Raw genomic sequence first — 25831 nt, 5'->3', positions numbered from 1 at the left:
AAAACCGGAAATGACCAGCCCGTCGTGTCGGGGATGCGTGCTAGCGGTCAGAGTCCCGCCTCGCGGTCGCGTTTCGCGAGCTCGGCGAACATGGCGTTGTGGGCGGCGAGGTCCGCGTCGTCGTCCCGGTCGGCCGCCCGGTCAACGCGTCGCGCGGTGCGGTCGTCGCTGCGCGACCACTGGATGAGGAGCGCCATCATGACGAGCACCAGAGGAATTTCGCCCGTGGCCCAAGCAATGCTGCCGCCCAGTTTCTGGTCCCCCACCAGGTCCGAGTTCCAGCCGAGGCCCAGCGAACGGTAGTACCACTCGCCCATGACGGCGCCCATGCTCATCAGCGCGACCCCGAAGAAGGCGTGGAACGGCAGCGACCCGAACACCATCGCAAGCTTCGTCACGGGCTGCAGCTGGCGTGGGGAGGGGTCGACGCCGATCGCCACCCAGTAGAAGAGGTACCCGCTGAGCAGGAAGTGCAGATTCATCAAGAGGTGGGCGGAGTGCGAGTCGACGGTGGCGCCGAAGATTCCGCCGAGGTACAGCGCATAGAAACCGCCGACGAACAGAGCCGCCGCGACGAGGGGGTGAGTGATGAATTGCGAGAACCGGCTGTGCAGCGCGGCCAGGATCCATTCCCGTAACCCCGGCACACCGTCCTTGCCCGCCGGATCGAGTGCTCGCAGCGCGAGAGTGATCGGAGCCCCGAGAACGAGGAGAACCGGGGCCAGCATGGACAGCGCCATGTGCGCACCCATGTGCACGCTGAACACCGCGGGTGCGTAGCGCCCCACCCCGGACGACGTGGCCAGGAGGAGCACCGCGCATCCGCACATCCAGGCGAGCGTCCGGCCGACCGGCCAGCTGTCGCCGCGACGGTGGAGCTTGCGCAGACCGAGTACATAGACGAGGGCGAGCACCAGTGCAGCGGTGCCGTAGAGCAGATCGAACCGCCAGTCCAACATCAGTCGGGCGAACGTCGGCGGTCCGGAGAGGTTGTAACCGAGTTCGACCTCGGTGAGAGTCGGTGCTCTAGTCGGTGCAGGCGGGGGCGTCCGACCCAATCCGACAGCGAGACCGATCGTCGCGGCGAAGACAATGGCTTCCGCGCCCGCGAACCTGATGAGGTTGCCGCGGTTCGAGGGGTCTTTGTGCAGTGCGGGCAGAGCCCGGCGGCGTTGCGCCCAGCCGAACCCGCCGAGGAGGACGAGCGCGACCATCTTGGCCACCACCAGGCGCCCGTAGGTGGTGTCGACGAGGTCGCCGATGGGCACACGCACCAGGGCATTGATCACGCCGCTGGCTGCCATCACGGCGAAACACACGGTTGCCACCGAGGAGAAACGCCTCGCCGCGACATCGGTGTGGGCGCCTCGCCGACGGGCGTGCGCGAGCAGAGCGAACAGCCCGCCGGCCCACAGCGATGCCGCAACCAAGTGCAGGATCAGGCTGTTGGTAGCCAGGTCGTGCGAGCCGCCGGACGACGAGTGCCCGGTCAGTGCCAGCGGCATCAGCCCCAGAATGCCTGCGACGAGCAGGATCGGTGTCCACCACCATCGCAGCACCAACCGGGACACGATCGCGAGGACGATCGCGATGATCGCCGTCCAGCGCCACGCCCCGGCCAGCTCCACCTGGTCGAGCGCGGCGAACATGTTGCTCGGCTTCACCGCTTCCGTGAACGGTTGCCCGGAGGTGTCCGACAGCGTCAGTGGAACGAGGACCAGCGCGGACGCCGCCCACACGATGGCGCCATAGGACGCCGCCCGGACCGCACGGTAGCCGTCCACGTCCAGTACCCCCGACTTCTGCGGCGGTACGAAGAAGGCGGCGAGCAGGAGTGATCCGATGGTGACGACGGCCGCGATCTCCGACACCGCCCGCAACGCAGGCAGCCCATAGGTGGTGAGCGGTCCCGGATCCGGGATACCGAGCAGCACGAGGGCCTGAGCGGCAGACAAGCCGACGACGAGTGCAGCGACCAGCCCGGCAATGAGTCCCGCCACAACGAACAGGGCCGTGGAATCGACCCGAGCCGGACTGTTGGACGTCGAGTCGGAGGCCGTGAGCTGGGGTGTAGCCATACCTCCAGGGTAGGACCTACGACGCCGTGTCGGAGACCGAGGGTCCACGGATGCTCCGCTACCGTCGGCGGAAGCCCGTTCCGCGGAGTCGAGGAGACAGTATGGCCGCGCTTCTGATCATTCTGGTGGCGTTGTTCTTCGCAGGGATGGGCCTCTACGGCCTGGTCATGCCTGCCCGGCTGGTGGCGCCGTTCGGGTTGACCGCCGACTCGCCGACCGCCCGCGCCGAGGTTCGTGCGGTGTACGGGGGATTCGGCGTCGCGGTGGCTGTGTTGCTCGGATTCGCCGCATTCGACGTCGAGGGCATCAGATCGGTGGCCGCCGTCGTGGTGGCTGTGGCACTCGTCGGCATGGCCGTGGGGCGCATCGTCGCCGGGCTCGTCGATCGTCCCCAGCGTTTCTACCCCGTCTGGTTCTACTTCGTCGTGGAGCTCGTTCTGGCCGGGCTACTGCTATGGGCTGCTGCCATCAGCTGACGACACGAGCTGTGCAGCCGTGCTCGAGCGGCGTCCGGGCAACAGGTAATATTTCGACCGCGCCTCCGTAGCTCAGGGGATAGAGCAAGAGCCTTCTAATCTCTTGGTCGCAGGTTCGAATCCTGCCGGGGGCACATACGACACAAGTGGGAATAAGTCAACGAAGGTGATGACCAGCGGAGATCGGGTTTCCACCGAAGTTTCAATCGAACGTTTGTTCCCGTTCGTTCCCACTTGTGTCAACCAAAGTGGAGAGTAAGTGGAGAGTCAGACGCGGTGTCCGAATTGAAGATGCCCCAACTTCTGACCGTCAAAGAGGTCCAGGCGTTGTCACGTCGTGGCGACGGCCGCGTGTACGCGGCCGCGAACTCAGGCGCATTGGTTTCACTCCCTCGGACAGTCGGACAACGCCACCTCTTCACCGCGGAAGCTGTCACGCACTGGATCCTTTTGGCCTCGCCGGAGATGCCGCCAAAGCGGAGGCGGTGACGTTTTCACGGCATCGAATGCCGTCCCGGTCAATGCGCCCACCGGTCCGTCTACGGAGCGGCACCCGTGCACGGCGGCGCCCACACCATCGCCCCGCACTCGCGGCAGTAGTGCGTTCGATGGCCACCATTGCTGGCGGAGTCGCAGGCGCATAACTCCCAACCGATGATGTATGCGGTCAGCCCGAGTGGTGCCCGTTCGGACAACGAAGGCTCGACTGACTTCACTACGAAGTTTCGCTCACACGTTCGATCGCCGGGACCCCAACATGCCCCGGCGCGGGGGGAACCCGCCCGAGGCGCCTACCTGACGGCGAGGCTGGCGAAAAGGAGTGAACTCAAAGAAGACCAAGTCCGACCTTCGACCTGCTTATCGTGACCCGTGGAACAAGGTCGCTCCGCTCCGTCGCGGGAGACGTGGATGCTTTTGCGGCGTTCACGCTGATTGCTGACCGCGGAACGCTTGCCAGACGAACACCTATTCCGCCTGCTTGAGCGTCCGCGTCCTAGTTGCAGGCAGCTCATCATCGACTGCGTTGACAACGAGCTTCGCGGTTGCCATATTCATCCGGAGCAGGGAGGGATCCCCCAACTTCCGTGCCGAGCGCAAAAGACCCGGGCGGTTCCCGAGCAGCTGCATTAGAACCTGCGCCGCCGCCCTTGCCAACGGGGGTGGAACACTATTTCCCACTTGCCGATGTCCATGCCAGTTGGTCGTATGAAATCGAAACCAATCTGGATACCCGTGAAGACGAGCCGCCTCCCGCACAGTAATCACCCTGTTTACTGAGGGGTGAATCGGCCGCGGCGATGTATGTGAACCCCGCTCCGAACCCGTCCCTGCACGAAGTGTTCGAGAGGGCCCCTCATTCGGAAGTCGATACAGACGACTTTTTGGCTCCACTGAACCCGGCCTAGTCATTTCAAATCGACGAACTGTTGCCTCCCCATGGATGGTCCGCCGCGAGTTGGTTAACAAGATCGGGTCCCACACACGAGGACGAGAACGGTCGCCCGGAATACTGTCGAACCCCGCAAGCTGCCGTGCGTACGGCGCCGTGATTCCACCGCGATACTCCTGGTCGACTGATCTGAGCTCAACTTCGTCCGAATCCAAAAGTTCTGGATAATCCAGGAGCGGCGGAAGGCCTTGCAACGCTTCAGCGACAGAGAGCTTGCCCTGGATAGGTATGGGCCGCGGAGGGATCACACCCTCACGGGAGCCAAGAATGATCGCGCGCTTTCGCCTCTGCGGAACTCCGAAGTCGATGCTGTTTACCGGCGTGTCTGTACCCGACACCTCGTACCCTGCCGCTCGAAGTTCCGCCAGCGCAGTCTTCAGTACCGGTTCAAACTTCACCTCCAACAATCCCGCCACATTCTCAAGGCAGAAGACCCGCGGTTGAACTTCGGTGACCAGCCGAACAAACTGCAGCAAAAGATCGTTACGTTCGTCATTCGCCAGCCTTTTCCCGCCTGCAGAGAAACCCTGACATGGAGGGCCGCCGACGATCGCGTCGACACGCCCATGCCACCGCGCCCTCGGATTAGCCCGCCGGAAACCCCTCTCGGCGGCTTGAAGCAGGTCGTCGGCCGACAGTCTCGACGCGTCACGGCAAAGGATCTCACACTCGGGGAAGTTATACAGATGGGTAGCGGCATGAACTGCGTCGTACTCAACGGCCGCTACCACGTCGAATCCGGCCTGCTCGAACCCAAGACTCAGACCGCCGGCACCCGAGAAGAGATCGATCGCAATTGGTCGGCGGGTTGAGTGAGTCTGGGACTGGGGAGTGATCGGCACTTGAAGACGATCGCACATTTCGCGCTCCTATGCACATCGCTTCGGGTATGCCGCGCGCGCCCGTGCGTGTGTGTGGTGCATGATGATGCGCATGGTGACAACTACCCCCGACAACAGGATCGATGCGGACGCTGAGAAGCGGTTCTTCATCGAGATGCTGGTGAAGGATATCGAACTCCTTCCCGCAATCGTCGACCTTGTCGACAACTGTGTCGACGGTGCGCGAAACCTTCACGGCGATGGGAACCTGGAGAACCAGTGGGTGAAGATTGAGGTAACCCCGGAGGCCTTCGAGATCTCGGATAACTCTGGAGGCATCTCTGTCGACATCGCCCGACACTATGCCTTTCGATTCGGTCGTTCGAAGAACTTTAGCGGTGTCAAACGGTCAGTCGGCCAGTTCGGGGTCGGAATGAAACGGGCGATCTTCAAGCTCGGCCGCTACTTCACCGTCGATTCCCAACACCGAAGTGAACATGCTGGCAATGATTCAACTTTTTCATTGACTGTCGATGTCGATGAATGGGCCATGCAAGATGAATGGACATTTCATTTCGGCACCGTACAAGAGAACGTTCAGCTTGAACCTGACGAAATTGCAGGTACAAAGATTCGCGTGGAGAAACTTCACACCAGCGTGGCAGACGATTTGCAGGATGCCGACGTCCTGAGACAACTGAAGGCGGAACTCAAGATACGCCACCAGGAGTCGATTCAATCAGGCCTCGCCCTTTATCTGAATGGCGAGAGACTGACAGCTTCACGTCCTTCATTGCAGTCCTCAGAGCTGATCCAGCCAATATTCAAAGAATTCGAGATCGATCACAATTCCGGGGTAGTTGAAGTTAAGCTGTTCGCTGGAACAATTGCACCGATTAACAAGGGCGCAGACAATCCAGATGACGGTCAAGCAGAGAACTTTCAGGATCCAGGAGACGCAGGCTGGTACCTTTTCTGCAACGATCGACTCTTGCTTGTAGCTGATCGGTCGCCAATTACCGGCTGGGGATCGCCAGCTGCTGCGTACCATCCGCAGTATCGACTGTTTCGCGGGTTCGTGTACCTCGCTGCAGATGATGCATCACTCCTCCCATGGAATACGACGAAGACGGCCGTGGACCGAGACTCTCCCGTATTTCGAAAAGTCCAGAACGAAATGAAATTGGCGCTGGTCGCTGTTCAGGGCGCAATCAATCGCGCGAAGAACGAGCGCGCCAAGATTGAAGAAAACGACGAGAAGCCAGAGATGCTCGTCGCTTTCGATGAGTCCCCGGACGTACCCCTCTCCCAGTTGCCCAAGTCAAAGACGATGGTCTACCCCGCACCACCCGCGAGGCCACGCCCGACCGCACCAGCCCGCCGAACCCAACGGGTGCAGTATGCGGTCGAGGTCGATCGCTTTAAAGAGGTTGCCGCTTCGCTCAATGCGACAACTGGGTCGGAAGTTGGGCGCCTCACCTTCGACTACTTCTACGACGCGGAAATCGGCTGATGGCACGCCAGTATGAATTTAGGCCAGCAAAGGCTGCGCAACGACGAATGATCGTCGACTCATGCAGACGACTCACCGCGATCGCGCCTCTGGAGAAATTTCAGTACGTCGGTTTCGGCGCGTTAGAGTTCATCGATTTCGTCGAGTTCCACAAGGGACTCGGAGTAACGCGGATGACAAGCATCGAGAAGGATACAAGCAACCAGCACCGATATGAGTTCAACCGCCCCTATAGCAGTATAAAACTGCTTATGGGAGACGCGAGAGATGTACTGCCCGAAATCGATTGGTCGCAGCTGGCGATAGTCTGGCTGGATTACACAGATGTTCTCAACACCGATGTTCTACGCGACGTCGACTTCGTCTTACGGAGCTGCCTGGCAGGCAGCGTTGTAATCGTGACCGTTAATGGCGCGACGACAGGAGTTCCCCTTCCGAACCGATTGCAGAACTTGAAGGACTCGCTCGGTGACCGTGTGTCCGACTCCCTCACTGACGCGGACATGACCAAATCGGGCCCCACCAGAGAGCAACGGCGTATTCTTCACGATCTCGCGAATAGTGTGGTTCGACAAGCACATTCAGGCACCTTTCGGCAACTGTACAACTTCGAGTACGCAGACGATGCGAAGATGCTTACATGGGGCGGGATCGTCTGCAGTCCAGGCTTCGAGAGAATCGTTGATATGTGTCGATTTGAAGACCTGCCCTTTGTTCGCTCAGCCGACGAGGCCTTTGAAATCCGTGTACCAATGCTGACCGAACGCGAGATGAGCTACCTCGAAGCAGAAATCGGTGGGAGCGCAGGGCTACCCGCGATCAAAGGGATTGAAAAGAAGGATATCAAGGATTTTGCCGACGTTTACCGTTGGCGAGTAGGCGTCAAATAGGCGGCTGCAGGGCCGAATACCTAGGAGAGCGCCCGGAAATACTCGTGGGAATTCACTTAGACTGTAAGCGCTGGTCATCCTTTCGACGATCAGCAACGGTTCTTAGAATGCGTTGCGCGACGAGTAGTGGGTCCTCATGCTCCCACACGCGAATAACAATCCAGCCTTCCTTAGCGAGTCGCTCGTCCGTGTCTCGGTCCCGCGCTTGATTTCGAACAATCTTTTCTTTCCAGTACTGCCTGTTCGACTTCGTCGGGCGAACCCCGTGAATAGGACAACCGTGCCAAAAGCATCCATCTATGAATATGGCGACCCTCGTCGGCCTGAACACAACGTCGGCGCGCCGGCGCAGATTGGGCAGGGGCGAAACGTCCACTCTGTACCGTAGACCGGCGGCGTGCACGAGTTTTCGGATCGCAATTTCCGGGGAGGTGTCGCGAGTACGCTGGCGCTGCATCCGCCTGCGCACTGCAGGCGTGCTCGCCCAAGAAGCACCTTCAGTGTCGCACTGCGGGTTACGGGCGGCACTAGAAGGACGGCCGCGTTGATATGCCATGGCAAATCCGCTTCACGTCTGTGCCCTCAGGTAGGCCAGCCACGAAGTCACGATCATCCCGATGAACTGGCGGCTTGATTCGACCGTCATCGTCCGCCGCGGCGGCGCGCTTGGCCATCGGGCGTGTCGCGCGTTTTCTCCGCTGACATCGGGATGGTTAGCCGAGGCTGTAAAAGACGAAATTTCGACCTTGCTGGCCCAACCCAAGCTCTCGATCGTTCGCGGTAACACGCTCACCCGGACTATCTCGTAGACCTTATACATCTCGGCCCAACCGAGAGGATATTGATGTCCCATTAACCCCAACGCTTCGCCGACTTCTGGATGCGCAACGATGAGGGCGCCAAGTTGAGAGTGCGCGGACGGCCTCACTGAAGACGGCGGAACCGCGTCATCGGGTGCGGACGCCACGATCGGACTCGCGTAATCTCGCGCGTCGATCGAATCCTCCACAACCAATATTGTCTCACTCGCGTCCCCTCGGTCGTACCGCCCCGCCAGCGCCACTGGACGAAAGTCGGCGTTCGCGGCACGAGCGAGACCATTGACACGAAGGAGCAGACGGGCGGCGGCTTGACTGAAGGGCACTTTATCGAGCGGGTGGTCGATATCCTCAGAAGTCAGGTAGTAATCACCATCGTCCATCACCACGCGTGTATCGCCCGCGGACAGGAGTTCAGCGAGTTCCTGCAGGTCGCGCCGGTCACCCGACAGCCACGCTCGCATCATAAGAAAAGCCTAGGCTGCGAGCGGCTTTCCCACGCAGTTTCAGCGGCACAAGCCGCCTTTTGGCGGCGAGTGCTGCACCAGTCCTTGCCACGTCGCGATACGGTCAAACGATCTATACCGCCTGTCCAGGTCGTCTGGTTTGATGCGCAGGTGACGACACCGACACCCCCAGCAGGCTGGCACCCCGACCCGGAGGGCGGATCTCAGCTTCGCTGGTGGGACGGCAAGCAGTGGACCTCAGCAACCAAGCCGCGAGCGATCCAAGAGGGCCCAAAGGATCCGCCGCCGCCAATCGATCCGAAGGTGCGGAAGCGGAATAACCTGATCGCGGTCGGTGTCATAGCCGCGGCTGTTGCCGTGTGGGGCGGAGTCAGCGCCGTCGGTTCGGATGAAGAGGAATCGACGGCGTCCAGCACGATCGACACCACGACGGAAACGACGACCGCCTCCGCTACCCCCACGACGACCACCCGGGCGCCGGCCCCGACGCCTGCATCCACGCGGCCAACCCCGCCACCGATCACCCCGACAACTCGGGCGACTCCAGGTGCGGCACTACTTCCGCCAGCGCAGACCGCCACCGAGGCGGGTTGTGAAGAGCCCGACCCAAATATTGTCTCCGCGATCGAGGCGTCACTCACTGAAAGCCGCAGCCTCAACCACATCGCAGCAGTGTCGACGATCGTGGACGGAATCGAGTACACCTATACGGCTGCGAATGTGTTTCGTGCGGATGGTTCACGGTCCGTATCAGGGGCCGTTTGGGTCACGCCAGACTTCGGGGTCATGGGACTGTCCGGAAACACTCGAGAGGTATCCACACTGCCGTTCGGGCGTGGCGTCCTCGACGTGTCTGCCGGAGACAAGTACGGGCAACAAGTTCAGGAATGCGTTTCAGCCCTGGCACGGGGACGCTGATCAAAAAGCAAACGCCATCACTGTCACCATGAGAGCGGGGGGTTGCTTCAATTCCTCAGCGAACATATCCGTCTCGAACGGTTTTACTTATCCGTTCAATACGGTATAGTTCTTTTTGTCGGGCCAACCGGCCAGGCAACAACTACAGAGAGGAATCGGATGAAAACCGATGTGGCACTCATCCTCGCGGGTGTCAGCGTTCTACTCCAAGCCATCCAGGTTTGGCAGAACCGCAGGAACCGCGGAGAGTAAGTGAAGGGGACCGGCCCGAAGGCACCGGGCCGGTCCCACCACATCGTCTCACCGATCCGATCAGGGAGGCAACGATGAACACCTACATCGCAGACCGGGGAATTCAGGCCACCGCGGCGAGCGCGGTCGCCCTGGGCGTCCTCACCGTCACGAACTACAGCACGCCCATGTTGGCCATGTGGGCGATCTGGGCAGGAATTGGGGCGTGGGCGATCAGCAACGCGAGGCGGCGCAATGCGGCAGCGTAAGACCATTCATTACCTGTCGAAGCGGCAGTTCGCCGAGAGGATCGGTGCAGCTGACCCCACGCTGAGCGGGTACAAGCTGCCACCACCCGATGTGACGATCGGGCCAGTGAAGGACGACGGGACCCTCGAGCGCGGGTCGGTCGGTGGCTGGTCCGAGAAGACGATCGACGAATGGCAGGCCAACCGTCCGGGCCGCGGTGCCCGGACGGACCTGGTGAAGTAGCGCCACCCGACGACGATCGCCCCCGCCTCGCGAAGACGTGGGAGCTGTCGTGTCAGTCCCCGCTTGCATCGTCCTGCTGGCCCGGATCGGTCGGGAAGGGACGCCCCAGCCGGTCCACCAATCTTCGCCGGTACAGCTCCCAACGCACGAAGTCGTTGAGGTTCGGGTCGTCCGGCCGCGTCGTCATGTCCGGTTGGACGCTACAGGCAGCAGATGAGTCCCACCCTCTGAATGTTGCCCGTAACGAACCGGGCGGTCGGTGCGATTCCACAGGGAACTCTCAGCATTTCTTTACTCCAACCAAAGGATTCACGCTCGATGACGCAGCCCCCGCCCCCTCAGCAGCCCTATGGTCAGCAGCCGGGCCCCGGCCAGTACCCACAGCAACAGCCGCCCAAGAAGCGGAAGAAGTGGCCGTGGATTCTGCTGGCGATCGTCGTTCTATTCGTCATCATTGCGGTCGCGACGTCGGGCGGCGAGGACAAGGGCGAGACGACCGCAGGAACGTCCGCCTCTCCCGCGGCGCCGGGGGTTGCGCCGGCGGAAGGTGGGAACACGATTCCCCCGTTGGCACCGGCAGCCCCGAGCGGCGAGGGTAAGAGCATCGTCTACGAGGTCATCTCAGACTCTGGCGAGCTGAACAACGTCACCTGGTTCGATGAGAACTCGGCCATTCAGCAGCAGTCCACGGTCCCCGCGCCGTGGACGCTGACGGTCAACAACCCGTCGACGTTCGTCATCGCGGGAGTCGGAGCGCAGACGACAGGCACGTCGGTTACATGCCGCGTGATAGTCGACGGTGAGGTTGAGGACGAGCAGACCGCCACCGGCCAATATGCCGTCGTCAACTGCAACGCTGGGCTGTGAGCGGCAGCTGACACGCTAAAACGCCCCCACCTCACGAAGAGGTGGGGGCGTTGTCACGTAACGAGCTGGTCGGCGACGGCGACATCACCGGTACCGGGTCGAGGCCGAGGTGGTGATACCCGTGATCGGATTCGGGCCCGACGTGTACTTCTGGTTCCCGTTCCTGTGGCCGATAGTGCAGTGGTGGAACTCCTGGCACTGAAAGGACCGAATGATGCAACTGCAGATGTGGATCTGGCAGCAGCTCGGCGACCACGTTTGGTACATCCCGATCCCCGGCTTCCGGGAATGGATGGGTTTCGGATAGGTGGTATCACCCGGAGAGGAGATTGAGATCGACAGCTTCATTCATCTGGCCGGAGACAGCTGGAACTTCTGGTCCCCATTTCCACCCGCAGTAACTCGCTGGCTGATCGGGTAATGGACCAGCTTTTGCGTGCGGGAATCATCCCCGGCGGCAGCTGAGGAGCGAGCGAAACCGAGGTTGAATGCCAGCCTCCCGGGTTCACTCGCGCACCGTAGCTATTGGTCACCACCAGGCCCTTGCCAACCGGGTTGGACTGGCTGCCCTTTCGTGGGCATGAGAAAGCCGCGTCGACGGATGTGTCGACTCGGCAGAGGGGTATTTTGCTTACACCGGTGTGACGGTCAGATACGTCGCTGTGGTGACGGTCCGGTTCCCAGTCACAGACGACGCGCCCTGCGCTTCGACCGTGATCACGTCGCCGGTTGCGACTGCCAAGCTTCCGGTGATCGATGCGACAGTTGCCCCGGAACCGATCGTGACCGGGGTCAGTACCTCGACGCCGCTCTTGCAGACGTGGGCGGTGAAGTTCAGGGTCGAACCCGAACGCTCCACGTGCGCATCGATGGACACGTTGCCGGTGCCGTTCATAACGAGGCCGTCATTGACGATGGACGTGGCCGGGCGGTCAGCTCGAGCAGTCCATCCGACGATCTTCGTGTAGACGTTTTGTCCGACAACCTGGGTGCCGCTCTTATCCATGCCCATCGACTGGGGCGCGGCCGGTCGCATGTCGGCACTCGCCGAGCCCGAGCCAGAGAATGCAGCCGTGAGCGCGGGGCGCACCGTGGCCGATGCCGATCCGCTGCCGCTCAGTGCTGCGGTGATCTTCTCGACCTCGACAACCGTCGCGGACGCCGATCCGCTACCCGAGAAGGCCGCGATCGACGCGGATGCGAAGGGTGCGGCCAGCTGCCCGTCGCCGCTGAACTGAGCCGCGATGAACTCGACCGCCACGATGGCTGCCGACGCCGAGCCCTCGCCCGAGAAGTTCGCCGAGATCGGGAACTCCCCACCGACCACTCCGACGACCGCCGTTGCCGAACCCTCGCCAGTGAAGTCGGCCGGCACGCTCGCGATGGCGAAGACCTGGGCGACGAACTCGCCCTCGCCCGAGTACTGAGCAGCCAGTGCGGGACTCACGGCCGCCGCCAGCTGACCCTCTCCCGCGAAGCTCGCAGGAAGAACCGCAACCATGGTCGCGGACGCCGTACCCGACCCGGCGAAGTCTGCCGCGAAGGCCTTTACGCCGCCGAATGCGGACATTAGCGCCGTCGCCGTGCCGGAGCCGGTGAACGCGGCATGCACCCTCGCGATTGCGAACACTGCCATCGCGAGCTGGCCGGAGCCGCTGAACGCGGCGAACCCTGCAACGATCGGCGTCGGAGCAGGCGGAAACTCGACCACGGCCGAGTCGACGGCGGGGAAGTCGACTACGGCCGCGTCGGCGTGAGGGAAGACGGCTGCGCCCACATCCGGTGCAGGGAAGTCCTCCCTGCCGTCGATGAGCATCCGGGGCTCCCTATGTCTGGGTGTAGGTCGGGGTGATCTTCAGCTGGCCAGGCGCGCCGAGTTGAGTGCTGACCACGGCCACGGTGTCGATGAACGTGCCGCCGGTCGCAGCGGTCCAGAGTCCCGCCGCGGTGAATGATCCGGCCGGCGCGTCAATCGTCACCTCCGTGCCGGTGACCGTGCCACCTGAGGCGGTGCCCCAAGTGGTCTGCTTGCGGGCGTATCCGCCGCCCGAGGCCTCATTGGCACCCGTGGTGCCGGGCGCCCCGGTATGCACGCTGATCCATGCACCGAGCGCGGCGTACCTGTCCGCTAGTGCATTCTTGGTCGATGTAACAGCAATGGACACAACTTGCTCCTGTCATGAGAAATTCCCGCGCCGAATCGGCTGCGGGGCTAGAAGATTCGAGAGGGAACGGGTTAGACGCCTTACCGACGAGCAGAGCCTTCGTACCAGTTGAAGTTCACGAACTCGTCGCCGTTGTCGCCGTCCGGGTACTTGATCTTCATGACGTACCTCATGCCGTTCGGGATCAGGTCCGCGTCGGTGGATTCCACCTTGAACGACACCGTGTCCCCGAGAACGACGCCGTCCCAGGTGGTGCCGTTGTCCCATACGACGGAGACTTCCGTGCCGACATTGAGCGCGCCTTTGGTGTTGGTGCGCCGCCAGATCCAGTCCTGCCCCGTCGAGAGGAAAATGTAGTCGACCTTCGGTATCCATCCGAGGCTCATAGCCGCTTCCTTTCCGTGTGCTCTCGCTCCTGGATCTTCAGGAGCACGAGAATCCGGTACAGCACCGTGAGCACGAGGAGCAAGAGAACGACGTCGCGGATCTCGGTTCTGTACGGGTAGTTCCCGAGCCACCAGACACTCATGATCTGCGTGCCCAGTAGGGCGAGTGCCGCCGACGTGTACATCAGCGCCTTGCCCGCCTGTGTGACACGCCAGTTCGATCGGGTGGCATACAGAATCGAGAAGGTCCACGCGAGCACTGTCATGGAGGTGATGAGGATGCGCGCCTCGGTCTCCGCGTCATAGACCGAGATGACCACCAGGCCAAGCAGAAAGGCAAGAATCATGTTCACTCTCACGCGTGCCTCCTCTTCCGCATGGCGATGGCTCGTTCAGCAGATTCGCCGAAGCCGTTTACCGCCACCAGCACTCGATGCTTGCGGCCCAGCTCGGCGATTTCTGGGTCGCGGCTCTTGACTTCCTCGAGTGTTCGTTCCGCCTCTTCGCGACCAGCCTTGGCGTCGCGCTTCTGCTTCCACCACCCCCGCATCAGGTCTCGCCTCCCTCACCGAGACGTTTGATCTCCTCGCCGATGTGCAGACTCGTTTTCGACTGCTCGAGCAGCTCGGCGTTCTGATCGAGAGCCTTGTTCGCCGTAGACCGCCAAGCGTCGATCTCCTTGTTCTTGTCGTCGATGATCGACTTGTGCAGCCACCTGGGCATCAGGACCCCGAAGAGCACGAGACAAAAGGCCAGCCCGACCAGCGTCCACGGCGACGCGAGATCCTCGGGCTGGAACCCGGTCGGCACGCGCCTACTCCGCGCGGGGAGTAGCTGCCAGGATCGGCAGGTACTTGCGGAGTACGTCGTCGACGCCGGGGAGCGCGAGGAACCGCGTCACGCCGGCCACAATCGGAAGAGCCGCCGCGGCTGCGCCGGTCTGCGCCTCTGACGATGAGTCGCCCAGCCACGCTGCGACGTACGGGAGGATCGCAATCAGGAAAGCGACGACGGTGCGCAGGGTCGCGCGCCACGGGTACTGCGACTGAGTAGCCGTGTCCGGTGCGGAGTGCTGCCCCATCACTTGCCCCCTTCGATCCGTGCGAGGACAGCCTTCGCTCCGGCGTCACCCCGGGCGGCCTCGCGGCGGACGAGGTCGATCGCGGCCTTCACGCCGTTGAGCGCTTCACGCTCGGTCGACTCCTCGTGAATGCGGGCGTCGATGTTGAGAACCATTCCGGCCAAGGTGTCGACCGGCTCATCGTTGGTGCGGTACTTCGATCGCGATGGCAGCTTCTGCGTCAGTTCGGTGTAGATGCGTCGCTGCTCGGCATCGGAAAGTGCCATGAGAAAGCCCTCCTCGGGAGTGGTGTTTCCGGCAGCCTTGGCGAGCAAGACGTCCCAGGGGAATCCGGGGCCGGGGTCGGTGTGGTCAGTGGAGTGCCAGGCGTCGACGGTGTCGGCATGGCCGCCGACGCCCTTCTGCCCTGCTCGCATCTGCGCGCCGCTGAGCTTGACGAGCGGGATGCCGTAGCGGTCATGCCAGTCGCGGAGCACGCGGGCGCCTGCGTCGAGTTGGCGGCCCTGCGCGAGCCATTCGGCGCGGGTCTGTGATGCGCGGCCCTTGAAGCACAGGTGCAGGCCGCGCTCGTTCGCAGGTGACCCTGCTGCCCAAGGCACGTAGTTGTCGTCGTTCGACCGGCCGATCCGTCCGTCGCGGCCGACGACAAGGGTGTAGGACGCCTGCGCGCGTTCCTGTGCGAGCCACCCGAGGAGGTCCTCGACCTTCCCGTTGGGGTCGCCCTCGTCGGTGTGGACGATCGCGAGCGTGCAGTTCGCAGGGTTGCGTGGGCCTGAGTCGTTCGGTGAGAGCAGTGTGACGTCAGCCTGTAGCTGTCCCACTGGTGTACCTCCTGTTGCGGGTGGTGCCGAGCTGGCGAGCCACAGAACGGGGTCGAGGCGGTCGGGTCCCGGCTGGACCCAGATGTAGCGATGCACCTCGAAGTGCAGGTGCGGGGCAACGCCGCCGTTGGTGTTCGAGTCGGGATTGATTCGCGCGATGCGCTGCCCGGCCTCGACGCGCTGGCCCTGGCGGACCTCGGGGATCACGTGGCCGTAGACCGTCGTCCCGGATCCGTCTGCTGTCGGGTGATCGAGGACGACCCACTCGCCGAAGCCGGATGCCGGACCGACCATCACGACGGAGCCACCCTGCGCGGCGAAAACCGGGTGGCCGCCCGATCCGCCGTTGCGTCCGAAGTCTGTTCCCCAGTGGAAACCGCCAGCGCGGTTGCCGAATCCGCTGGTGACATAGAAGTCGGCAGCAACGGGACTGACACGCCGGGCCATCAGCCGGCCTCCTCGATGGGGCCGAGGAACCCAGCGATCTCCACCGGAGCGCCGCCCTCAGTGGTCGTTTCGATCGTCACGAACTGTTCGCCTGTACCGTCGGCGCCGCGGGTCGCGATGAACGTGACACCGGGCAACTCCGTAAAACTGAAATTGACTGACTCAGCCATAATTCGGGCTCCTATCCCATAAGTGCGCCAGAGAAGTTGGTGTTGTATCCGGCGGGGTTGCCGACGAGCGACATGCTGTTCGAGCTGGATTGTTTCCACCCGCACGGCTGCAGGTAGTAATTGGCGGGGCAGTACACCACCCAGCTCGCCCCGAAGTTCCTCGCAACGATCGACGTGCCAGATTCGTACGAATCGGTGTCGGGGCCGACCTGCCCGACCTTGATCATCGCCATCGCCCCGGGGTCGGTCCCACCGAGCAGACCGACCGAGGCATTCGCGGTGGCGGTGTTGGTGGTCGCGTGCACGGTCACCGTGTACCAACCAGCCTTGGTGGTCTTGATCCGCCCCAGACCCAAGTTGTCGACGATCACGTTCGCCTTGCGGTCCTCGACGTCGAACGTGTTGGACCCGAACGCGGTACCGCTGGAGGTCCACGAGGTGCCTGTCGAGCTTCCGGTGGCGTTGCGGTACAGGTTCCAGCCGGTGCCCAGGGTTTCCGGGACGGTGATGTCGGCCATCGCGAAGGAGCCGAGTGCGGGAGACCGACCGCCGACGAAGATGTTGTCGTCGTACTCGACGCGGAACCCGGTGCTGCGGTTCGACGCGCCGACGGGGTGGGAGACGGTGGCGTCGGTGTAGGCGGCGACCTGCTTGCCGCCGACGAACGCCCGGTATGTGGAGCCGGTGGCCCGGATTTCGACTTGGGTGCCGTTGGCGACGGTGATCCCGGAGGTCACCGATACCCAGTCGTTGAAGGTGATCGATCCACCCGAGCGGGTGGCGCGACCCAGATACACCTTGTTCTTGAACACGTTGAGGTACACCCAGGCGGTCTGCTCGGCGTTCATCCGCACGTGCAGGCCCAGCTCGTGGCCAGCGGCCTCGAGTAGGGAGCCGACGACGACGGCGACGGACATGTCGTTGCCGAGGGCGAGGGTGTTGCAGGCGGCCCACACACTGCCCGGCGCGGCTTGGCCGACGACGGCCTGGTTGTTCTCGATGCCGAGGCCGGTGCCGGCCGGGTCCACCACGGTCCAGTCGGTGCCCAGGGTGGTCGTGTTCGGGCGGTCGAAGGTGTCGACGAAGTAGACGCCGGTCCCGTTCTCGCCGCCGAGGGCGGCGTTGATCGCGGCGATCGCGGAGGCGTTCTCGATGCCGACGGTCTCCATGCCGAGGAGGTGGTCGAAGATGTCGGTGAATGCGCCGGTCCCGGGGTTGGTGCCGGTTACCGCCCCCTTGAGGCCGTCGAGGAACGAACCGAGGTTGGCGAATCCGCCGAACAGCAACCCCAGAATGCCCTCCGTGCCGAGCGCGTCGGCGAGATCGCCGACATCGTCCCAGCCGGTGTTCGGTCCGCCGGGAACAAAGTTGTCGGGCGAGGTCACGTGTACTCCTCCGGCGGCTCAGTGGTGCTGGGTTCCTCCATTGCTTCCCGGAGCAGGTCAACCTGAGCCGAGCCGGGGAGCGCGGCGAGCTGCGCACGGATATGCGAGTAGGGATCAGCGCGTTTCGGTTCGGGCATCTTCTTCGAGCGCCACTGCCCTGGGTTGTGTGGGTGGATCGGCCCGGTGGCCGGTGGGTCGTACCGGTCGAGTGACTCCTCGACGGGCCGGAACCCCAGCCGCTCGAGGTGCCGACAGAAGGAATTGATCTCGTCGGGCTCGAACGTGACGGGCGGGGATCCGGCACCGTTCATCGGCGGATGCATCAGCGCGTAGGCGTAGGGGTGCATGGTGGTCGGCAGCGCCGCCTGTAGTTCTTCGGGTGTCACAGATATCTCCTGGTCTAGACAGCGCTGCTGTGCTGGCGCAACGCGCTACTGACGGCTTCGAGTCCGCGCAGCGCGCGGGTGCCGGCCAATTCCTCGGAGCGGTAGTCGCCGACGTTGATCTCCCACGGCTGGTCGGGATTGGCGCGGTCCCACGACTGGCGGACGGATGCGATGTGTGAGAGCCAGATCCGGTCACCGATCTCGAATCCGCAGCGATGCCCGTCGTCGATATGCAGACCGACACGGTACGGTGCCGCGTCGTCGACCTCGGCGGCGAACGAGACGTAGCCGCGCGCCTTGTGCAGTCCGACTCGGATCGTCTGCAACCCGGACGGCGAGATGGCGACGCCGCCGCCGGCCTCGAACCCGCCCTTGTGCGAGTACGGCCCCATCCGCTCCTTGCGCTGATGGTCAATCCCGATGGCCCAGGCCAGAATGACGTCCTCGACGGCCTTGTCGAAGATGCCCAGCGTGAGCCATGGCAGGCCGATTGCGCTGCCGAGCAACCCCAGGAGGATGTTCGACACGAGCTTTGCACCCTGGTTGATGGCGTCGGGTGAGCGTCCACCCGTCATGATCGAGTGCTCAATCGGCTTGTGGATCACCATCTTCGACTTCAGCCCGCGGTGCTGGCCGCGGCGGAAGATGGCGAATGGTCCGTTCGGGTCGGTGTTGTTCGGGTCGTCGTTCGGGTCGGCGATCGTGACGGTATCCGAGGTGCCGTCGGAGCCGAAGATCCGCAGCAGGTCGAGGATCGGGTCGAGGATCGTTCCGGTGACGCCGGGGATCATGGCCCGCTTCTTGACGTCGAACACGAACGTCGGCCGATCGAGGATGAAGTGGGTCGGGCACGGCTGCGGATCTCCGGGTTCCCACAGGTCGCCGGTGAGTTGCAGTCCGCCGTCCTCGAGCGTCGGGTGGACCAGATCCCAGAAGTCGTCCATCCGTGCGCCAAGCGCGGTCCACGGTCCGACACCATCGCGTGACTCGATGTACGGGATCATCACCATCGGCCACTTCGCGTTGTCGAAGTTCGCCTGCCAGTTCGCCGCGTCCCAGATATCGAAGAACGGAATCCACAGCGGTTGCTGCTGTCGCAGCAGGTTCCGATGCGCGTAACCCTTGATCACCTTGATCGAGTTGCCCGCCTGGAAGTCGATCTTCGGCGCCTGGACACTCAGCGGCGCGAACGTGTTTGGCCAGCACTGCCAGTGTTTCGCCTCGTCGAGGATATGTCGGGCCAGCGGCCGCACGATCGCCTCGCCGTGCTCGTCCTCGTCGTACTCGATGTCGTAGACCTTGAAGCAGGCCTTCTTCCACGGAGAGCGGAACACCAGGAACATGTCGTGATCGAGGGACAGTCCGTCGATCAGCCACGCCGCGAGGTCGTCGCGGCCGTCGATGCCGACCGACGCCTCACCGACCTCGTTGCACATGGTCTCCCACGAGCCGTCGTATTCGCCCTCGACTTCGCCGACGAGGGCAAGATACTTGTCGTGGATCGTGACCCGGGTCCGCAGGAGCGCGAGCGCCGCCTCCTCGTACTCCTGGGCGTCGATCGTCGCAAGGTCAGCGTCGAGGTTGTAGCTCACAGGCGATCACCCCCAGGGCATCTCGTGGTAGCGCGGCAGGTGGATGCGAAGCTCGGCGGGAACCGCAGAACCCTGCACCTCGACCGGGATCTCGGTGGGCGGGGTCCGCGGTGGGATCTCGTGCATGAAGTTCACGCCACGCATGGCCTTCCACACCTCGAATCCGGCGCCGGCCGCCCTGATGGTTTGGAAGTCCTGTCGGGTTTGGACCCGCCAGCCCGTTGTCTGCGGCTTGAGTGGCACCGTGCGGTCCGAGATGCCGTCCGGCAGGATCCACTTCGTGGCCGGTGTGCCTTCGAACTTCATCCACAACGGCACATCGGTCGGGTTGTCGACGACCACCGTGCCCGTGTGCGACCCAACACCAGGTTCCCACTTGATCACGTCGGTCTTCGACGTCAAGTACGGCCAGCACGCGACCACGACCATCTCGATGCTGATGCGGGTGGTCTGCATCGACATCCGGCCAACGATCTTCGGGTCCCGGTCGAGCCGGAGCCTGATCGACCGGGGACCGGAACCGGTCTTGGTGATGACCTCGTTGTCGTAGTCGAACGACCACACCGCCATCCAGTCGGCGAACGCCATCTCGAAGTCAGAGCGGGTGCGGCCCTCGATCCTCACCTGGAAGTCGAGGAGGCGCTCCTCGATCTTCGTGACCTTCGGTGTAGAACCGTGCTGGTACGCCCGGGAGGTGCGGGTCGGGGTGCGGGGTGCCGGGACCCAGAGGCCTGCCAGGCCGTCCTCGATCCACACATCCCGCGCCCTCCCCCGCGTCGGACCGCCGAGCGTGTACGGCGGCGTCCCGTTCCACCCGACCATGATGATCGAGTCGTTCACCAACGCCTCCTGGACTCGGGGGCCTTGCCGTGGCCGCGGTCACGCTGGTTGATCATGATCTGGATCTCCCGTCTCGTTTCCGGGTCAAGGCGACCGTGGACATTCCAGGTGTCACCGCCCACACCGACCGGTGCGTACTCGAGCGCTCCCCGGTCCGCACCGGTGAGCACGTCACCCGGTGCGGTCGCCGCCGACTGGACCCGGTCGAGCATCGGGACCAGCGACTCGAACGCCTCGGTCTGCCGCGGTGAGAGAACCCGCTCGGGCCGGATGACGTCCTTGAGCAGGTAGCCCTTGCCCGAGGCGATTCCGCCCTGGTCGTAGTAACCGTTCTTCTCCCAGAACGTCTTCGCGCGGATCGGGTCGCCGTACCGGTCGCGGATGTACTTCGCTCCCGCGACGCCCTGGGTGTACGGGTCTTCGCTCTCGTCAGGCAGGTACTCGTCCTTCGTCGAGCCGAGGAACTGGAAGAACCCGAAAGCCCCAGATGATGGGTTACGCGCATCCTTCCGCCACCCCGATTCCTTCTGGACGATCCAGTCGGTCGCTGCCCACTGCTCGCCCTCGTTCCAGCCGTACGGCGCGAACGCACGCTTCACGGCGTCGACGACGGACTCCGGTTCGGCCTGCACCTCGACCGCGGGCGGAGCTTCCACCCCGGCCGGGGCGGCCGGGGCAGACCCGGCTGTGCCAGAATCGACAGCCGGGGCCTCGGCAGGCTTCTCGTCGTACGTGGCCTCGTCCCGTGGCGCCGCCGCATCCGAGCGGCTGCGGCCCGTCTCGTCGACGAGCTGCATCCCCTCGAACTGTGACGAGAACCCCGCCATGCCGAGCAGGTCGTTGCCCCACTCTGCGACCAGCGAGGTCCCGATCTGCGCACCGACACCGCCCCAGTCGATCTCACCGGCGTACTTACCCGCTTCGGCGAGATTCGCCTGCATGAACTGCATCAGGTCCTCAACAGTGCGGACCTGATCCCAGTTCAGTACGGCCTCGGGCTTGCCGGTTTCGTTGCGGACGATGGAGAGCCCATTCGGGATCCATCCGCCCTGATCGCGGAACAGTCCGCCGATGCCCTTGGCCTTGTCCCAGACCGACCCGAGCAGATCGCCCAGGCCGGTGACCTTGTCGGCCAGGAACGACGACGTCATGTCGCGGCCCTTGTCGAGGAACGCAGGAGGGACACCACGCGACTCGGGCGGAGGTGTCCCGATCGCGGCACCGATACCGGCCTTGATCGGGTTCAGGAAGAAGTCGAAGATGTCCGAGATCTTCGACTGCACGAACGACTTCTTCCCGTCCGGGGACGGTCCGCCACCGCCGCCACCGGGGCCCGCCGGCTTGAATGCGCCGTCGGCTCCGATAGCGAGGTGGAACAGGCCCGGGTGTTTGCCGGCGAACTGCGGGTCGTCGGCGCCTGCCGCGGGTCCGCCGTAGGCGACGTACCCGTGAGAGCCACCGGATTCGACGTTGACCGTCGAGTACCCGCCGACACCGGTCAGGGTGCCCGCGGTGTGTCCACCGCCCGGGCCGCCCGGGTTGTCGTGCACACCGACCGAGAAGCCCTCGCCGAGACCGGGCGCCCACGGCTGGCCGCCGGGGAACGACCCGGTCGCCCACTTCCGCGATCCGTCGCCACCGTTGATGATGGCGTCGGCGATCATCGACATGAAGCCCGAGCAGTCCTCGAACCCCCACGTGTACGGGTTGCCGTTGCGCATCTTCGCCGCGCGGTGGCCGTTCTCGAGCTGCGTCTGCCACATCGGGCGGATCTCGCCGCCGTCCTTGTAGGCCGGGAGTAGCCAGTCGAACATGCCCTGCGGGTCGACGTTGCCATACCCCTGCGCCGCCACGCTGGCGCCGTAGGCGTTGAGGTTGTCGCGGCCGACCTGCCGAACGATCTGCCCGCCATCCCATTCGAACGGGATGCCGCGCAGGATCATGTCGCGGATCGCGTAGATCGCGTTGTGGCCGCCCGCCGCCTGAACCTCCTTGGTGGTGACCATGTGCTCGCCGTTCGAGCCCCACATCAGCACGTCGTCTGACGTGCCGCTGCCGGGTCCGAAGATCGGTCCACCGGTCGCCCGTTCAGGGATGCCGGCGAGCGGTTGGGCTGCGTCGAGGCCGAGGAGGCCTGCGGCCTTGTTCCAGGCCTTGAGGATGCCCTCGTTCCAGACCGTGTTGATCATGAAGTTGATCGGCTTCGCGAGGATGCCTTTGAGGCTGTCCCACTTGTCGCTGATACCCCTCACGACCTCCGAGAAGAAGTCCCCGACCCTGCCGAGTGCGCCCTTCATCGCCTCCCACGCGGGACTGATGACGTTCTCCCACACCCACGCGATTCCGGCGCCGAGGGCGTCCCAGGTGGGCTTGATCAGCGAGGTCCACACCCAGGCGAAGAAGTCGCCGAGCGCCCGCAGGCCGACCTTCATGGCCTCCCAGACGGGCTGGGCGACGGTGTTCCACAGCCAGTTCAGGACTGCGCCGACCATGTCGATGTAGAGCTTGATGCCCTCCCACAGCAGCAGGAACGCGGCGATCACGACGGCGATGGCGATCTTGATGCCGCCAAAGATCGGCTTCACCACGTTCTCGTACAGCCACACGAAGATCGCACCGATTGCCTGGAAGATCGGCTGGATGAACGCCCACGCCGCGGAGATCGCGGCCTTGATCGCGTTCCATACCGTCTCCCAGATCCGCTTACCGGTCTCGGTCTGGGTGAAGAAGTAGATCAGCGCCCCGACGAGTGCGGCGATCGCGATCACGATGAGCGCTATGGGGTTTGCGCTCATCGCCGCGTTGAATGCCCACTGCGCCGCGGTGCCGATAGCCAGCGCTACTCGGTGCGCTGCCAGGGCGACCGTGTTGCGGCGGATGCTGGCGGTCGAGCGCCCGGTCGCAGCGATGAACACGCCCTGCGCGACCGAGGAGATGAACATGATCGCGTTCCACGCGGTGACCGCCGCCATGATGACCTTCACCGCCATGACGGTCGCCAGAAGCAGCGGCGCGAACGGGACCAGCTTCTCGATGATGGTCGCCAGGTGCGGCGCCGCCGCCGCGAGGACGTCCGCCCACGGCCGGAACGCCTCCACGAGGCCGGGCAGCACGGGAGCCAGGTCGGCCAGGGCCTGCCCCAGCGCGGGCATCAATACCCGCGCCATGTCCATCAGCCCGGGAATGGAGTCCCGGATCGCCTGCCCCAACGCCGAGAACCCGGGTGCCAGCCCGGTCGCGGCTTCCGCACCGAACCCACGCAACAGCGAGAACAGTGGACCGGCAACGCTGCCGATGTTCTCGAACGTCTGCCGGATCCCGTCGAACGTCGATCTGAGGTCCTCGGCGCTGATGTTCCGCAGCTTCTCGCCGAGGTCCAGCAGCCACTCGTTGATTCCAGCTCCGCTACTGGCGAAGGTCTGCGCCGCGGTTCCGAGCACACTGATCAGCCCGGAGAACACGGAACCCAAACCGTTCTCGCCCTGAGCGAGACTTCCGAAGAAGCGGTTCGATCCGTCGATCATTCGCTCCCAGCCCGCCACGGCGGCCGGGCTGGAGATCGACGTCGCGATCTGCGACCCGATGTTGCCCAGGGTGGTAGCGAGTCCACCGAGGCTCGGCGTGAGCCGGGTGATCAGTCCGCCGAGAATGCCGAACGAGCCGATCATCGCGCCGCTGAAACGGTCGGTGACTTCTTCGCGCAGGTCCTTGAACGCCTGCAGAAGCGGTGCGAGCCGCTGCCCGATCATCGCGGCGAACGGGTCATCTCCCGACGCTGCCGACTGCTGCGCGTCCGCCATGCTCTGGTAGGCGTCCGCCACAGCCTCCGCGGCGTCGATGTTGGCCTGCGCCACATCCCTCTGCGTCTGCGCGGCATCGGCCTGGGCCTCGCGCAACTGCTCCTGGGCGTCGACCTCGCGGCCCTTGGCTTCGACGACCTTGTCAGAGCCTTCGATGCCCTTGGCCTGCGCTTCGGCGATCTCGGCGCGCTGCTCCTTGTTCGAGGCCTTGATTTCCTCGAGAGCCTGCTCCGCCTCTTCAACGCCGAGCTCCGCCCGCCAGATATCGAGGGGATCCGAGTCACGATTGCCCTTGGTTTCGGCGAGGTTCTTCCTGGCCTCGGCCAGGGATAGGGTTGCGCTCTTCTCGTCGAGGGCCAGGCCCTTGAGGGTCCGCGCGTAGCCGTCGGCGTCGCGCTTGGCCTCCTTCCGCGCCCGGTTCACGTCGTCCTGCGCGTCCTTGACCGCCTTCTGCGCGTCGACGACGCGCTTCTCTGCGTCGACGATCTGGCGGGCGCCCTGCTCGGCGGTGCGGGCCTGCGACTTCTTGGCGCTTTCGACGGCCTTCATCGCCGATGCGCCCTGCGAGGACGCGGTGTTGGCAGCCTTCTGCGCCTTGTCCCACGCCTTGGCGCCATCGGACAGTCCGGCGAACGCCATCTTCGCCACGCCGATGGCCGGGCCCAGGATGCCCGCCGCTGCTGCAGCGACGGTTCCCATCGCTGCAGCGACGGCCGTCAGGCCCGCTACCAGCGGACCGGTGGCGAACGATGCGACGACGGAACCGAGCGCCGAGATCGCACCCAATGCGACTGCGGACCCGACGGTCACCATTCCCAGCGCCTTGCCGATGCGCGTTAGGGTGCCGATCAGCTTCGACACTGCGGCCATGACCAGCAGCGCCGAGGTGACCCGGCCGATATCCCGGGCGAGGATGTTCGCGGCCGCGGCGGCCAGTCTCAGCAGACCAGCGAGCTTGGCGACGCCCGCACCGGTCATCACCTTCAGCAGCGACGAGCTGACGAGCAGGCCCGCGCTGAAAGACTTCAGTACCCGTGCGGCCAAACCGATACCGGCGGCCGCCATCCCCACATTCCGGATGACCGACCGTGCCGCGTCGTTGGCGACCGTGAAACCCACTGCCGCCATCCGCATTCCAGTGCCAATAGCGGAGACGAACCCCGCCGCGAAACTGCGGCCCTCTTCGCTGCCGCGGGCGTTCGAGTTCATCGTGGCGCTCATGCCGTCGACGAACCGGGAGCCGACCGTGCGGCCGCCCTCCTCGAAACCTGCAGAGAGGCGCTGCAGCAGCGATGCGCTGTCGGCCTCGGCGCGCTTGCTGTCGATCCGAGCCTCGATGCGTGCAACGCGGGTGCCCGCCGTCGAACGCTTCGACTCCGCAGCATGCAACGCATCGGCCGCGGACTGACTGTTGCGCTTGGCCTTGGCGACCTTGCCTTCGGCAGCGGCGAGTCTGCCCGCGTCGGTGACGCCTCGATTACGGAGGGCCTGCAGTTCCCGCTCGGCCGCGACGACGTCCTTGGTCGCCGCAACCTCGCGGCGGCGTGCGTCGGCCGCGCCTTTGGCGGCGCGATCGAGATCCGACTTCGCCTTCGCGAGCTGGCGCTGGTCGACCCGAACATCGATCTCGTGGCTGACCGGGTTGCGCTTGATCGCGGTCCGGACCCGTTTGAAGTATCCGCTCATCGACGGAAGAACGTTGACGAAGGCCTGCCCACCCTGCACGTCAGCCACTGA

The 25831-nt window shown here is 64.1% G+C and carries 26 protein-coding genes and 1 tRNA gene; 8 read left to right on the top strand and 19 right to left on the bottom strand.

Features of this window, described 5'->3' with window-relative positions:
• Positions 1 to 47 precede the first annotated feature (47 nt).
• Positions 48 to 2078, bottom strand: coding sequence for a cytochrome c oxidase assembly protein (locus R4P95_RS18545; protein WP_317746310.1), 2031 nt, complete (start codon positions 2076 to 2078; stop codon positions 48 to 50).
• Between the two features lie 101 nt (positions 2079 to 2179).
• Here R4P95_RS18545 and R4P95_RS18540 point away from each other — a divergent pair, with 101 nt between their 5' ends.
• Together R4P95_RS18540 and R4P95_RS18535 are read left to right on the top strand one after the other, a co-directional pair.
• A complete protein-coding gene (locus R4P95_RS18540; protein WP_317746311.1) occupies positions 2180 to 2554 on the top strand; it encodes a DUF4345 family protein in 375 nt (124 codons plus the stop codon).
• A gap of 61 nt (positions 2555 to 2615) precedes the next feature.
• Positions 2616 to 2688 (top strand) — tRNA-Arg (locus tag R4P95_RS18535).
• Between the two features lie 832 nt (positions 2689 to 3520).
• Here the strand turns inward: R4P95_RS18535 and R4P95_RS33615 are convergent.
• On the bottom strand, positions 3521 to 4864 hold the full coding sequence (locus R4P95_RS33615) for a DNA cytosine methyltransferase (protein ID WP_397517781.1): 1344 nt from the start codon (positions 4862 to 4864) through the stop codon (positions 3521 to 3523).
• Between the two features lie 73 nt (positions 4865 to 4937).
• Here R4P95_RS33615 and R4P95_RS18525 point away from each other — a divergent pair, with 73 nt between their 5' ends.
• Together R4P95_RS18525 and R4P95_RS18520 are read left to right on the top strand one after the other, a co-directional pair.
• Positions 4938 to 6338: an ATP-binding protein gene (locus R4P95_RS18525; protein ID WP_317746313.1), complete on the top strand. Its 1401-nt coding sequence runs from the start codon at positions 4938 to 4940 to the stop codon at positions 6336 to 6338.
• Positions 6338 to 7228: an O-methyltransferase gene (locus R4P95_RS18520; protein WP_317746314.1), complete on the top strand. Its 891-nt coding sequence runs from the start codon at positions 6338 to 6340 to the stop codon at positions 7226 to 7228. Before R4P95_RS18525 ends, R4P95_RS18520 begins: the two co-directional genes overlap by 1 nt.
• Positions 7229 to 7280: 52 nt before the next feature.
• Here R4P95_RS18520 and R4P95_RS18515 read toward each other — a convergent pair whose 3' ends face one another.
• Both R4P95_RS18515 and R4P95_RS18510 read right to left on the bottom strand, forming a co-directional pair.
• Positions 7281 to 7784 carry a very short patch repair endonuclease gene (locus tag R4P95_RS18515; RefSeq protein WP_317746315.1) on the bottom strand — a complete coding sequence of 168 codons (504 nt, stop codon included), beginning with the start codon at positions 7782 to 7784 and terminating at the stop codon, positions 7281 to 7283.
• Positions 7785 to 7796: 12 nt separating this feature from the next.
• Positions 7797 to 8513 carry a hypothetical protein gene (locus tag R4P95_RS18510; protein WP_317746316.1) on the bottom strand — a complete coding sequence of 239 codons (717 nt, stop codon included), beginning with the start codon at positions 8511 to 8513 and terminating at the stop codon, positions 7797 to 7799.
• 69 nt (positions 8514 to 8582) lie between these two features.
• Here R4P95_RS18510 and R4P95_RS33610 point away from each other — a divergent pair, with 69 nt between their 5' ends.
• The 3 genes from R4P95_RS33610 to R4P95_RS18500 all read left to right on the top strand — a co-directional run bounded on the left by R4P95_RS33610 (position 8583) and on the right by R4P95_RS18500 (position 10154).
• A complete protein-coding gene (locus R4P95_RS33610; protein ID WP_397517788.1) occupies positions 8583 to 9431 on the top strand; it encodes a DUF2510 domain-containing protein in 849 nt (282 codons plus the stop codon).
• A 326-nt stretch (positions 9432 to 9757) separates the two neighbouring features.
• Positions 9758 to 9931, top strand: coding sequence for a hypothetical protein (locus R4P95_RS18505; protein ID WP_317746317.1), 174 nt, complete (start codon positions 9758 to 9760; stop codon positions 9929 to 9931).
• Entirely contained in the window at positions 9918 to 10154 is a 237-nt protein-coding gene (locus tag R4P95_RS18500) for a hypothetical protein (RefSeq protein ID WP_317746318.1), read from the top strand. The genes R4P95_RS18505 and R4P95_RS18500 overlap by 14 nt, the downstream gene beginning before the upstream one ends.
• Before the next feature lie 52 nt (positions 10155 to 10206).
• Here the strand turns inward: R4P95_RS18500 and R4P95_RS18495 are convergent, their stop codons facing one another.
• Complete coding sequence (locus R4P95_RS18495; RefSeq protein WP_317746319.1) at positions 10207 to 10341, bottom strand: hypothetical protein; 135 nt, start codon at positions 10339 to 10341, stop codon at positions 10207 to 10209.
• A 131-nt stretch (positions 10342 to 10472) separates the two neighbouring features.
• Between R4P95_RS18495 and R4P95_RS18490 the strand changes: the two genes are divergently transcribed.
• Positions 10473 to 11021 (top strand): MmpS family transport accessory protein, encoded by a 549-nt coding sequence (locus tag R4P95_RS18490; protein ID WP_317746320.1) that lies wholly within the window; start codon positions 10473 to 10475, stop codon positions 11019 to 11021.
• Positions 11022 to 11652: 631 nt separating this feature from the next.
• On the opposite strand, the gene R4P95_RS18485 is transcribed toward R4P95_RS18490, so the two are convergent.
• The 14 genes from R4P95_RS18485 to R4P95_RS18420 form a co-directional block, all read right to left on the bottom strand.
• Positions 11653 to 12837, bottom strand: a complete 1185-nt coding sequence (locus tag R4P95_RS18485) for a hypothetical protein (RefSeq protein WP_317746321.1) — start codon at positions 12835 to 12837, stop codon at positions 11653 to 11655.
• 10 nt (positions 12838 to 12847) lie between these two features.
• Positions 12848 to 13186: a hypothetical protein gene (locus R4P95_RS18480; RefSeq protein WP_317746322.1), complete on the bottom strand. Its 339-nt coding sequence runs from the start codon at positions 13184 to 13186 to the stop codon at positions 12848 to 12850.
• An 80-nt stretch (positions 13187 to 13266) separates the two neighbouring features.
• Complete coding sequence (locus R4P95_RS18475) at positions 13267 to 13572, bottom strand: hypothetical protein (RefSeq protein WP_317746323.1); 306 nt, start codon at positions 13570 to 13572, stop codon at positions 13267 to 13269.
• Positions 13569 to 13931, bottom strand: a complete 363-nt coding sequence (locus R4P95_RS18470) for a hypothetical protein (RefSeq protein WP_317746324.1) — start codon at positions 13929 to 13931, stop codon at positions 13569 to 13571. Before R4P95_RS18470 ends, R4P95_RS18475 begins: the two co-directional genes overlap by 4 nt.
• A complete protein-coding gene (locus tag R4P95_RS18465; protein WP_317746325.1) occupies positions 13928 to 14122 on the bottom strand; it encodes a hypothetical protein in 195 nt (64 codons plus the stop codon). Before R4P95_RS18465 ends, R4P95_RS18470 begins: the two co-directional genes overlap by 4 nt.
• Positions 14122 to 14382, bottom strand: a complete 261-nt coding sequence (locus R4P95_RS18460) for a hypothetical protein (RefSeq protein WP_317746326.1) — start codon at positions 14380 to 14382, stop codon at positions 14122 to 14124. Before R4P95_RS18460 ends, R4P95_RS18465 begins: the two co-directional genes overlap by 1 nt.
• Positions 14383 to 14386: 4 nt before the next feature.
• Positions 14387 to 14653 carry a hypothetical protein gene (locus R4P95_RS18455; RefSeq protein WP_317746327.1) on the bottom strand — a complete coding sequence of 89 codons (267 nt, stop codon included), beginning with the start codon at positions 14651 to 14653 and terminating at the stop codon, positions 14387 to 14389.
• Entirely contained in the window at positions 14653 to 15921 is a 1269-nt protein-coding gene (locus tag R4P95_RS18450; RefSeq protein ID WP_317746328.1) for a peptidoglycan DD-metalloendopeptidase family protein, read from the bottom strand. The genes R4P95_RS18455 and R4P95_RS18450 overlap by 1 nt, the downstream gene beginning before the upstream one ends.
• Positions 15921 to 16091: a hypothetical protein gene (locus R4P95_RS18445; protein WP_317746329.1), complete on the bottom strand. Its 171-nt coding sequence runs from the start codon at positions 16089 to 16091 to the stop codon at positions 15921 to 15923. The genes R4P95_RS18450 and R4P95_RS18445 overlap by 1 nt, the downstream gene beginning before the upstream one ends.
• 11 nt (positions 16092 to 16102) lie before the next feature.
• Entirely contained in the window at positions 16103 to 17476 is a 1374-nt protein-coding gene (locus R4P95_RS18440; RefSeq protein WP_317746330.1) for a hypothetical protein, read from the bottom strand.
• A complete protein-coding gene (locus R4P95_RS18435; RefSeq protein ID WP_317746331.1) occupies positions 17473 to 17862 on the bottom strand; it encodes a hypothetical protein in 390 nt (129 codons plus the stop codon). Before R4P95_RS18435 ends, R4P95_RS18440 begins: the two co-directional genes overlap by 4 nt.
• Positions 17863 to 17876: 14 nt before the next feature.
• Entirely contained in the window at positions 17877 to 19454 is a 1578-nt protein-coding gene (locus R4P95_RS18430) for a hypothetical protein (RefSeq protein WP_317746332.1), read from the bottom strand.
• Between the two features lie 6 nt (positions 19455 to 19460).
• The gene (locus R4P95_RS18425; protein WP_317746333.1) at positions 19461 to 20294 is read right to left on the bottom strand and encodes a hypothetical protein; all 834 of its coding nucleotides are present in this window, start codon (positions 20292 to 20294) and stop codon (positions 19461 to 19463) included.
• Positions 20291 to 25828 (bottom strand): transglycosylase SLT domain-containing protein, encoded by a 5538-nt coding sequence (locus tag R4P95_RS18420; protein WP_317746334.1) that lies wholly within the window; start codon positions 25826 to 25828, stop codon positions 20291 to 20293. Before R4P95_RS18420 ends, R4P95_RS18425 begins: the two co-directional genes overlap by 4 nt.
• Positions 25829 to 25831: the final 3 nt, after the last annotated feature.

Source organism: Rhodococcus sp. IEGM 27, from assembly GCF_033142305.1.
Classification (GTDB): Bacteria; Actinomycetota; Actinomycetes; order Mycobacteriales; family Mycobacteriaceae; genus Rhodococcus_F; species Rhodococcus_F oxybenzonivorans.
Note: the sequence above shows the minus strand (reverse complement) of the source record. Positions and strands in the feature narration are given on the sequence as shown.